Source organism: Flavobacterium sp. (assembly GCF_003525665.1).
Taxonomy (GTDB): Bacteria; Bacteroidota; Bacteroidia; order Flavobacteriales; family Flavobacteriaceae; genus Flavobacterium.
On the sequence record NZ_DQDX01000138.1, the window covers coordinates 1 to 10,567 of the forward strand.

The following is a 10,567-nucleotide window of genomic DNA, read 5'->3' on the forward strand; positions in this document are numbered from 1 at the left end:
ACTTTCTTTTTTCGGCAAAAAAACGTTTCATCAAGTCGCCACATTCTTGAGCCAAAACTCCTTGATTTACTTGAGTTTTTGGATGTAATTTTGTTCCCAAAGTTTGAAAACCGCGTTGTTCGTCTCGAGCACCAAAAACAATTTTGGAAATCTGACTCCAATACAAAGCACCAGCACACATTTGACAAGGTTCGAGCGTAACATATAAAGTACAATCTTTTAAATATTTTCCGCCTAGGAAATTAGCAGCAGCAGTTATCGATTGCATTTCGGCATGTGCCGTGACATCGTTTAATAATTCGGTGAGATTATGACTTCTTGCAATGACTTTGTTATCGATTACAATAATAGCTCCAACAGGAATTTCACCTTTTTCAAAAGCAGTTTCGGCTTCTTGCAAAGCTTTTTTCATAAAGTATTCGTCGGTGAAAATGTTTTCCATTAAGGAATTATTGAAGTTTATTTATCTGAATAATGTCCGAGAGCAGCAATTACGAAAACAGTGACAACATCTTCGTCAACTTTATAAATTAATCGGTCTTTTTGACTTAATCTTCTTGACCAAAGTCCTGATAAATCATGTTTTAAAGCTTCTGGATTTCCGATTCCTGAATAGGGAGTTTCTGCTAATTCTTTAAAGATTTTCTCAAGCTTTTTTATAACAGCTTTGTTGCCTGATTTAAGATGAAATTGAATTTCAACTTGTGCAGAAGGTTCTACTTCAATCCTAAACTTTCCCATAAATTATTAGGATCAATTTCTTTCCAATTTTTTCTTTTTTCAGGATCGCTTATGCTTTCAGCACGTTCTAAAATCATTTTCACAAATTCAGGATTGTAGATTTCATCTTCCTTTTCCTCTTTGTTTTCTATAATTTCGATTCCTTTCGCATCTTTAAAAAAAGTTTCCGTCATTGCTCTAAAAGCTTTTCCTGCTTTTGTGCGTTCGTTAATTTTTATTGTGAAAGTGGTCATATCTAAATGATTTTGAATTACAAATATACAAATTACAACAAAAATAATGCCTATCAAAAGTATTCAAAAATATAATTTCAAATCGTACCTTTGCTAAATGTCAGAAAATCTACTTCAAAACATCAACAATCCATCCGATTTAAAAAAATTGGAACCATCGCAATTGCCGCAATTGTCTAAAGAATTGCGTGATTTTATTATTGATGTGGTATCTGTAAAAGAAGGTCATCTTGGCGCAAGTCTTGGTGTGATTGAATTGACAATTGCTTTGCATTATGTTTTTGATACGCCAAATGATTTGCTAGTTTGGGATGTTGGTCATCAAGCTTATGGTCATAAAATTTTAACTGAACGAAAAGATAATTTTCATACCAATCGTCAACTTGGAGGAATTTCTGGATTTCCTAAACGTAGTGAAAGTGTTTACGATACTTTTGGCGTTGGACATTCTTCAACATCTATTTCTGCGGCTTTGGGAATGGCGATTGCTTCTCAGTTGAAAGGCGAAAATAAACATCATATTGCGGTGATTGGTGATGCTTCAATTGCGAGCGGAATGGCGTTTGAAGGATTAAATCACGCCGGAGTTACTGATGCAAATTTGTTGGTGATTTTGAATGACAATGCTATCGGAATTGATCCAAGTGTTGGTGCTTTAAAAAACTATTTGACTTCGGTTAAAGAAGGAAAAAATCCGAAGCAGAATAATATGATTAAGTCGTTGAATTTTGATTATTCGGGACCAATTGACGGACATGATTTTGAAGCATTGATTTCAGAATTGGAGCGATTGAAAAAAGTAAAAGGACCAAAGTTTTTACATATAATTACTACTAAAGGTAAAGGTTTGCAACAAGCCGAAGAAGACCAAGTGAAATATCACGCACCTGGAAAATTCGACAAAAACACTGGTGAAATTCATCCGAAATCGGAAGAACATTTACCTCCAAAATTTCAAGATGTTTTTGGTTGGACTTTAGTTGAATTGGCTACAAATAATCCAAAAATCATTGGAATTACGCCTGCAATGCCAAGTGGAAGTTCTTTAAAATTTATGATGGATGCTTTTCCAGACAGAGCTTTTGACGTTGGAATTGCTGAACAACACGCTGTGACTTTAGCAGCTGGAATGGCAACTCAAGGAATGGTGGTTTTTTGCAATATCTATTCTACGTTTTTGCAACGCGCTTATGACCAAGTAATTCACGATGTGGCTTTGCAGAATTTACCTGTGATTTTTTGTTTGGATAGAGCAGGATTAGTGGGTGAAGATGGTGCAACACATCACGGAGTTTTTGATTTGGCATATTTGCGATGTATTCCGAATATGATTATTTATGCTCCAAAAGATGAAATTGATTTGCGAAACATTTTATATACTGCATCTTTAGGATTAAATCATCCAATTGCTATTCGTTATCCGCGCGGAAGAGGAAAATATTCAAATTCCAAAATTCAAATTCCAAATTCCAATTTTTTGAAAATTGAAATAGGGAAGGCTCATTTGCTGAAAAGCGGAACTAAAACAGCAGTTTTATCAACTGGTTTTATTGGGAATAATGTGAGTTTGGCTTTGGATAATGTTTCAAATGCTGATGAAATTGCTCACTATGATTTTGGATTTGTAAAACCTTTGGACGAAAAATTGTTGCATGAAATTTTCAATTCATTTGACATCATAATAACTATAGAAGATGGCGCAATCAAAGGTGGATTTGGTTCTGCAATTATCGAATTTGCATCTGAAAATAATTATAAAAACACCATAAAAACTCTTGGAATTCCTGATGATTTTATCGAACATGGAACAGTGGAAGAGTTGCAACAAATCTGTAAAATTGACGTTAAAAGTTTAGAAAAGCTTTTTTCTACTATTTGATTTTACGACTTTTGCGCAACTTTTAACTTTTTATACCATGAGATTCTTCCTCAAATCTTCTGTAATTTTATTATTTACACAAATCTCATTTTCGCAAGAAATTCAAACCAAGTTACCTGATACTATTTCGAAGTGGGAAGGCAAAAACACTATTGGATTTGACATTAGTCAGATTGCTTTTATGAATTGGAATGCTGGAGGAAATAGTTCGGTTTCTGGGTTGTTGAAAGGGAATTTTATTCGAAAATATTCTACCGATAAAATTAAATGGGTGAATGAACTTATTGTAAGATATGGTGTCAACAAACAAGATGGTGTTGAGTTGCGAAAAACAGATGATGCTTTTCAGTTCAACTCTACTTTTGGTTATAGAAAAGACACGATTTCTAATTGGTATCATTCGGCAAAATTTAATTTTAATACGCAATTTACCAACGGATATGCTTATCCAAACACCGATAAAGCAATTTCTAAACCATTTGCACCAGCGTACATTTTTACAGGAATTGGTGCAGAATATTCTAATAAAGAAAAGAAAGTCAACGTTTATCTATCGCCATTAACTCAGAAAACCACTTTGGTTCTCGATCAAAGATTGGCCAATGAAGGTGCGTTTGGAGTTCAAAAAGCCGAATATGATTTGGATGGCAATTTGATTAAAGAAGGTAAAATGTCAAGAACAGAACTTGGAGTTTTGGTTACAGGTTATCATAAAAGAGAAGTTTGGAAGAACGTTAATCTTGAAAACAGATTGAGTTTGTACTCGGACTATATCAATAATTTTGGGAATATAGATGCTGATTGGCAGATTCAACTGGATTTGGTAGTAAATGAATATGTTAGAGCAAATATTGGAGCACATTTAATATATGACGACGATATAAAAGCTAAAGAAGAAGTTGCTGGAGAACAAATCACTGTGGGTCCAAAACTCCAATTGAAACAAGTACTAGGAATTGGATTGGTTTACAATTTTAAATAAAAAAAGCTCCGAAATAGTTCGGAGCTTTTTAGTTTAATCAATACTTATTTATTCTTCAATTGCAAGTTTTCTAGATTCTCTTCTGTCTCTTAATTTATATTTTACTCGTTTTACCAAGTAGAACATAACTGGAACCATTACCAATGTTAGCACGGTTGCGTAAGTTAATCCGAAGATGATTGTCCAAGCTAATGGACCCCAAAATATTACGTTATCTCCACCAATGAATAAGTGCGGATTTAAGTCAGTTATTAATCCGAAGAAGTCAAAGTTTAATCCGATTGCTAACGGAATTAATCCAAGAACCGCAGTTAAAGCAGTCAATAAAACCGGACGTAAACGTGATTTTCCAGACTCAATAATTACTTCTTTTATTTCTTCTAACGATAAATCGTCGTGACTTTGTAATTTATTATCGGCTACTTTCTTGTCTAATAAAAGCACGAAGAAGTCCATTAATACGATTCCGTTTTTCACCACAATTCCGGCGAGTGAAATGATTCCCATCATCGTCATTAGGATTACGAAATCCATTCCGGCGATAACATATCCGTAGAAAACACCACTAAAACTTAAGATTACAGTAAACAAAATAACCATTGTTTTAGAAACCGAGTTAAATTGTAATACGATAATAATTGTAATTCCGGCTAATGCTAAAAACAGCGCATTCATCAAGAAATTTTGGTTTTTACCTTGTTCCTCTTGAACTCCAGAGAACGAATAAGTAACTGTTTTTGGTAATTTGTAACCAGTTAATTCAGTTTGAATTTGCTTTGTAATTTCATCACCATTAAAACCAGTCAATACATTAGAATAAACCGTCATAATTCTTTTCTGGTTTTTTCTTTTAATTTGATTGTAAGTTGTAGTTTTCTCTGTTTGTGAAACAGCAGAAATTGGCACTTGCATCATTTGACCATTGTTTTGATTTCTAAATGTTATGGATTGATTGAACAATACATTTTCATTTTTACGCTGATCATCTTGCATACGCATTGTGATGTTGTAATCATCGTCACCTTCTTTATAAGTTGAGATTTCTTGACCATAAACCGAACGACGTAAATTGAATCCTAATTGACCAGTAGAAACACCTAAACTTCCGGCGCTTACTCTGTCTACTTTTACTTCAAGTTCTGGACTTTCTTTGTTTACGTCAACACTAAGTCTCTCAATTCCAGGAATATTTTTGGCATTGATGAAAGCGATCATTTTATCGGCTTCTTTCAACATTTCATCATAATCAATTCCGGTTAACTGAATACTAATTGGATAACCTGCTGGCGGACCATTTGAATCTTTTTCAACCGTAACCGTTGCTCCAGCAATTCCTTTTACTTTGGCGCGAATTTCTTCTAAAACATCGGCTGTATTTACTCCTTTTCTAAATTTAAATTCAGAGAAATTTACGGTAACTTTTCCTTTATATGGAGTTTCAGATGCCGAACCTGCATCAACATTTGGATTTCCTGCACCAACACCAACTTGCGAAACAATTGATTCTGCTAAGTAGTTTTCTTTGTTAGTTCCGTCAACATATTTGCTTAAAATACCAATTACTTGCTTCTCTACAAATAACGTTGCTTTGTTGGTTTTAGCAATATCTGTTCCTTGCGGATATTCAATGTAAGCGATAACTTGATTTGGAATATTATCTGGGAAAAACAATACTTTTCTTGGGAAAATTCCAAGCAAGATGAAAGAGAAAAATAACAATCCGATAATTCCCACTAAGGCAAACCATGCTCTTTTTCCGGTTAAGATTTTGGCTAAGAAATTTTTGTATTTATCTTCCATTTTCGGAAAGAAACTGTACTGAAAATCTTGTGTCCATTGGTATAATTTTAATTTATACAACCACATTAATCCTAAAGAAATTAAAGCCAAGTGACCAATTGCTCTTGATAATTTAGAGTCATAAATATTTCCGATAAGAACAAAAATTACTGCAATTACTGTAAAAATAATCGAATATAATTTAGCCGATCTTTTAGAAACATTTTTATCAGTTGTATCCATCGAACCTCCAGTCATAGCCGCATTTACGACCATTGCTACGAATAATGAAGCGGTCAATGTTACAGTTAAGGTTATTGGGAAATATTTCATAAATTTACCCATCGTTCCTGGCCACAAAAGAAACGGTAAAAACGCCATTAATGTAGTTGCTGTTGATGAAATTACTGGCCAAGCAATTTCTCCAATACCAATTTTGGAAGCCGTAACTCGATCCATTCCTTTTTGCATGTTGGCAAATACGTTGTCGACCACCACAATTCCGTCGTCAACGAGCATTCCTAATCCCATTACTAATCCGAATAAAACCATTGTATTTAAGGTCAATCCGAAAGCAGAAAGAATACTAAATGCCATCAACATAGAAAGCGGAATTGCTGCTCCAACAAACAAGGAGTTTCTCAATCCCATAGTAAACATCAACACAATCATTACCAGTACAATACCAAAAATAATGTGGTTGGAAAGTTCGTCTACTTGGTGTTCTACTCTTGATGATTGGTCGTTAGTTAACTGCAATTCAAGATTAGAAGGCAAATAAGATGATTTAGCTTTTTCTAATTTTTCTTTTACTTGCTCAATCGCAGAAATCATATTTTGGTTAGAACGTTTTTTAACGTTAAGCATCACCACTTCTTTCCCAGATTCACGAGCATAAGTTGTTTTTTCTTTTTCTTTAAAGCTAACAACGGCAATATCTTTTAAGTAAACCGTTCCGCCGAACGATTTTACGATGATGTTTTCCAGTTCTTTTGGATCTTTTATTTCACCAACAATTCTAATGTTATTTCTTGAACCTTGTGAAATCAAATTTCCACCCGAAAGTGTCATGTTTTCATATTTCACAGCATTTTGAATTTCATCAAAAGAAACTTGGGCTGCAGTCATTTTGAATATATCAACTGCAATTTCTACTTCTTTATCATCAACACCTAAAATGTCAACTTTTTTAACTTCTGGGATTTCTTCAATATCATCTTGAAGCAATTCACCATATTTTTTAAGTTGTTGCGTAGTATAATTTCCTTTTAAGTTGATATTTAAAATAGGCACTTCTTCCGAAATGTTTAATTCAAATACGTTAGGTTCTACTTTACTTCCGTTGTCTAGATTCGGCCAATCGGTATCTGCTTTTACAACATCGACTTTGTCTTTGATTTTAGTTTTGGCTTCTTCAATTCCAACTTGATCGCCAAATTCAACGATGATCATTCCGTAATCTTGAAACGAACTAGAAGTAATTTTATCGATTCCAGAAATGTTTTTAAACTCTTTTTCTAAAGGTTTAATAATCAATTTTTCAACATCTTCGGCTGAGTTTCCTGGGAAAACAGATGAGATGTACACTTTATTTTCGATAATTTCTGGGAAATCTTCACGCGGCATTGTTATGTAGGCAATTACACCGGTTATAACAATTAATAAGGTCAAGATATAAACAGTAACACGATTGTCAACTGCCCAACTTGATATTCCGAATTCTTTATTTTGATGACTCATATTTTGTTGTTTAAGAGTTTAGAAGTTTAAGAGTTTAGAAGGAACTTTTAACCTTATAAACCATTAACCTCATAAACTTTTTTTAGAAATTCAATTTCATTCCGTCAGAAATAGCGTTTACACCTTCTGTTACAATTACATCACTAGAAGATAATCCGCTTAAAATTTCGGTTACGTTGTCTGATGATTGTCCTACTTTAACTAGAACTTTTTTAGCAGTTCCAGTTTTTCCATTCACGTTTACAGCTGTGAATACAAATTTGTCTCCTTTTCCATCTTCTTGAATTACATTAGTTGGAACAACAATTGCATTTTTAGTAGTGTAATCGATGATTTTAAGTTTGGCAACTTGATTAGGACGCAATAAATTATCCGGATTTGGAACTCCAACTTCAATACCAAAACTTCTGTTGTTTGGGTTGATAAAGTTTCCAACTTGACGCACTTTTCCTTTGTATGTTTTATTTAGAGAAGTTAAGAAAACATCCACTTCAGTTCCTACTTTTAATTTTCCAATATAAGTTTCTGGAACCGATGTTGAAACATACATATTTCCTAAGTTTACAATTCGCATTAAACCTTGTTGACTAGCAGCAACTACTTGACCTCTTTCTACAAATACTTCGTCAATTGTTCCAGAAAATGGCGCTCTAATAACTGTTTTAGATAATTGCGCTTTAGCTTGTGCAACCGATTTTTGTAAACTAATCATTTGCGTTTGTGCTTGTAGATACTGAATTTCTGATCCAATTTTTTGGTTCCAAAGATTTTTCTGTCTTTCGAATGTTGTTTTTGCTAATTGATATTGTGTTTCTAAATTAGCTACTTGTTGGCTTGAACCACCATCGTCAACACGACCAAGAATTTGACCTTTAGAAACTTTTTGTCCAGCTTTTACATTTAGTGAAACTAATGTTCCAGGCATTTCTGGTTGAATTAAGATGTTTTCTTTAGTATCAACACTTCCTTGAATTTCAAGATAATGATTGAAAGTAGTGTCTTTTACAGCGATTACAGAAACTAATGCCTCGTCAACTTTTACATCTAATGTTGCTAAAGCTTCATCAATTTTGGCTAAATCTGCTTGGATTAAAGCTTTCTTAGCTTGAAGTTCTTTAACGTTTTTAGCGTTTATTAAATCATCAATACTTGCTGTATTTTCCTTCTTAGAACATGAAAATAGTGTCAGCGATAAAACGGTTATTAAAAGTATTTTTCTCATTTTATTTTGGATTATTCTGTTTGTTATTGGTTACCTATTATTTTTTCTAATGCTGCTTTTTTATTGATTACATCAACCATTGCTTGCAAATATGTTTGTTGTGAAGAATAAAGTTGTCTTTGTGCTTCAGTAAAATCAAAGCTGCTAGAAAGTCCTTCTTTAAATTTAATTTGTTGTTTGTTTTCGATGCGTTCTGCTAATCCCAAACTTTCTTTAGAACTGTTGTATTGTTCAATGCTGTATTCATAATCGCTTTTAGCATTTTGATATGCAAGTTTCAGTTTTTGTTCTGTTTCTGTTAAATCAGTTTTGGCTTTTTCCAATGCAATTTGTGCTTGTTGCGTTCTTGCACTTCTTGCAAAACTGCTAAAAATTGGAACGTTTAAAGTGATTCCTAAATTAGAATAATTAAAGTATTTTTGGTCAGAGTTGAAGAACGTGAATTTATTTCCAAAGGAGTTGTAACCAAAATTCAATCCAGCAGATAATGACGGTAACGCTTTACTTTTTTCAAGTTTCACCTCAAGATTACGTTGTTCCATAAAATTCTGAGTGATAACATAATTGATGTTGCTTGTTGCATTAAAATCGGTGCTTTTAAGAGCTAAATCGAGATTTTTCTGAGTTAAATCGTCCAATTTATCGGTCAATGTTAATTCGTCTTCGATTTCAATTCCTAAATTTACTTTCAACATTTTTAAACTAATGTCTTTAAGTCTAGTAACATAGTTTAAATTACTATTTACAGAAGCTAAAGTAATTTTTAGTTGCTCAACATTTTCTTCTTCGATAAGTCCGTTTTTAAAGGTTTGATCAGTATCAAATAAAGTTTTCTCTAATACTTTTTTGTTTTTTTGAAGAATTTGAACACTTTCATCAGCTAGCAAAACACTTCCGTAGGAGTTGATAATCATTTCTTTAACCTCAATATCGGTCTTCTTTTTGCTGTTTTCATAAAACTGAAGGTACGTTTTAGACGCTTGTAACGCTACAATATACGATCCATCAAACAACAATTGGGTTAAGGATAAATTTCCTGTTGCATTGTGTTTTGTTCCGAAAGCCACTTCTTGAAAAGTTCCTGGTTGTCCACCAAAAATTTCTGCTGGAATTAATGATTTTTGAATTTCAAAGTTGTTTTGATAACTAATAGATCCATTAATTTGAGGCAAACCAGCAGCTGTAGTTTCCCACTTTTTCTTTTTAGCCATTTCTATGTCTCGATTTGCATTGATTGCTGATCGATTATTGGTCGTAGCATGCGTTACAGCTTGATCTAGGCTAAACGAGTAGCTTTTTTTCTCTTCTTGCGCTTGCACGATTGATGCAAAAAGAAGCAAGGTTAGTATTATTTTGTTTTTCATTGATTGATAATTATTTATTTAATTTAAGTAGATGTTTTTCTAGTTCTGTAATTCCTTCAGGTGTTGCAATGGCTCTTGTGTGATATTCAAGCGCTTTAGCTTCCAGTTCATATGCTTCTTTTTCTAATCGAGTATTTTCGTTTATTGAAAAAATTAAGGTGTAATAAAATTTTACGGCTGCTTCAACGTCGGTTTCTGTGCGATACAATCCTTGTTTAATTCCTTTTTGGATATTTTGTCTAAACATTTGGCTGCAATCTTCAATTTCATTCGCCATCATTTTTTGATAAATTTCCGGATAATGTTTTTTTAGTTGATACGCTGGAGATTGATCAAATGATTGAAACATTTCTTTAAACATCTCTCTTAGTTGAAAATTTTCGGCTATGGCATTATGATTTTGTGAAACTACTTCATCCATCAAAGCATGTATTTTTTGATGAACAACTTCTGTTCCTTCTTCAATTAGCATTTCTTTGTTGCTGAAATATTTGTAAATCGTTTTTTTGGAAATACACATTTCTCCTGCAATATCATCCATGGTCACACTTTTGAAACCAAGTTTCAAAAACATGTCAGTCGCTTTTTTGATGATTTTCTCTTTCATTATTTTTTTAATTTTATTTG

At 33.1% G+C, this 10,567-nt stretch carries 9 protein-coding genes; 2 read left to right on the forward strand and 7 right to left on the reverse strand.

Annotated features, from left to right (window positions below; translation table 11 throughout):
- The 3 genes from DIU01_RS09675 to DIU01_RS09685 all read right to left on the reverse strand — a co-directional run.
- Positions 1 to 442, reverse strand: a 442-nt coding sequence (locus tag DIU01_RS09675; protein ID WP_290833905.1) for a nucleoside deaminase, incomplete at its 3' end; no start/stop codon positions are given.
- A gap of 17 nt (positions 443 to 459) precedes the next feature.
- Positions 460 to 741, reverse strand: a complete 282-nt coding sequence (locus DIU01_RS09680; protein WP_290833907.1) for a Txe/YoeB family addiction module toxin — start codon at positions 739 to 741, stop codon at positions 460 to 462.
- A complete protein-coding gene (locus tag DIU01_RS09685; RefSeq protein ID WP_290833909.1) occupies positions 717 to 974 on the reverse strand; it encodes a hypothetical protein in 258 nt (85 codons plus the stop codon). The genes DIU01_RS09680 and DIU01_RS09685 overlap by 25 nt, the downstream gene beginning before the upstream one ends.
- A gap of 97 nt (positions 975 to 1,071) precedes the next feature.
- Between DIU01_RS09685 and DIU01_RS09690 the strand changes: the two genes are divergently transcribed.
- Together DIU01_RS09690 and DIU01_RS09695 are read left to right on the forward strand one after the other, a co-directional pair.
- A complete protein-coding gene (locus DIU01_RS09690) occupies positions 1,072 to 2,853 on the forward strand; it encodes a 1-deoxy-D-xylulose-5-phosphate synthase (RefSeq protein WP_290833911.1) in 1,782 nt (593 codons plus the stop codon).
- A gap of 37 nt (positions 2,854 to 2,890) precedes the next feature.
- On the forward strand, positions 2,891 to 3,835 hold the full coding sequence (locus DIU01_RS09695; protein ID WP_290833913.1) for a DUF3078 domain-containing protein: 945 nt from the start codon (positions 2,891 to 2,893) through the stop codon (positions 3,833 to 3,835).
- 48 nt (positions 3,836 to 3,883) lie between these two features.
- On the opposite strand, the gene DIU01_RS09700 is transcribed toward DIU01_RS09695, so the two are convergent.
- The 4 genes from DIU01_RS09700 to DIU01_RS09715 all read right to left on the reverse strand — a co-directional run.
- Positions 3,884 to 7,354: an efflux RND transporter permease subunit gene (locus DIU01_RS09700; RefSeq protein ID WP_290833915.1), complete on the reverse strand. Its 3,471-nt coding sequence runs from the start codon at positions 7,352 to 7,354 to the stop codon at positions 3,884 to 3,886.
- Positions 7,355 to 7,436: 82 nt separating this feature from the next.
- Positions 7,437 to 8,576: an efflux RND transporter periplasmic adaptor subunit gene (locus DIU01_RS09705; RefSeq protein WP_290833917.1), complete on the reverse strand. Its 1,140-nt coding sequence runs from the start codon at positions 8,574 to 8,576 to the stop codon at positions 7,437 to 7,439.
- A gap of 23 nt (positions 8,577 to 8,599) precedes the next feature.
- Positions 8,600 to 9,940: a TolC family protein gene (locus DIU01_RS09710; RefSeq protein WP_290833919.1), complete on the reverse strand. Its 1,341-nt coding sequence runs from the start codon at positions 9,938 to 9,940 to the stop codon at positions 8,600 to 8,602.
- Positions 9,941 to 9,950: 10 nt separating this feature from the next.
- A partial coding sequence (locus tag DIU01_RS09715) for a TetR/AcrR family transcriptional regulator (protein WP_367221932.1) occupies positions 9,951 to 10,567 on the reverse strand: 617 nt, incomplete at its 5' end.

What these genes read in the sequence shown, in the direction of transcription:
- DIU01_RS09680 (WP_290833907.1), bottom strand. Translation starts at nt 741, where the DNA reads ATGGGAAAGTTTAGGATTGAAGTAGAACCTTCTGCACAAGTTGAAATT.
- DIU01_RS09685 (WP_290833909.1), bottom strand. Translation starts at nt 974, where the DNA reads ATGACCACTTTCACAATAAAAATTAACGAACGCACAAAAGCAGGAAAA.
- DIU01_RS09690 (WP_290833911.1), top strand. Translation starts at nt 1,072, where the DNA reads ATGTCAGAAAATCTACTTCAAAACATCAACAATCCATCCGATTTAAAA.
- DIU01_RS09695 (WP_290833913.1), top strand. Translation starts at nt 2,891, where the DNA reads ATGAGATTCTTCCTCAAATCTTCTGTAATTTTATTATTTACACAAATC.
- DIU01_RS09700 (WP_290833915.1), bottom strand. Translation starts at nt 7,354, where the DNA reads ATGAGTCATCAAAATAAAGAATTCGGAATATCAAGTTGGGCAGTTGAC.
- DIU01_RS09705 (WP_290833917.1), bottom strand. Translation starts at nt 8,576, where the DNA reads ATGAGAAAAATACTTTTAATAACCGTTTTATCGCTGACACTATTTTCA.
- DIU01_RS09710 (WP_290833919.1), bottom strand. Translation starts at nt 9,940, where the DNA reads ATGAAAAACAAAATAATACTAACCTTGCTTCTTTTTGCATCAATCGTG.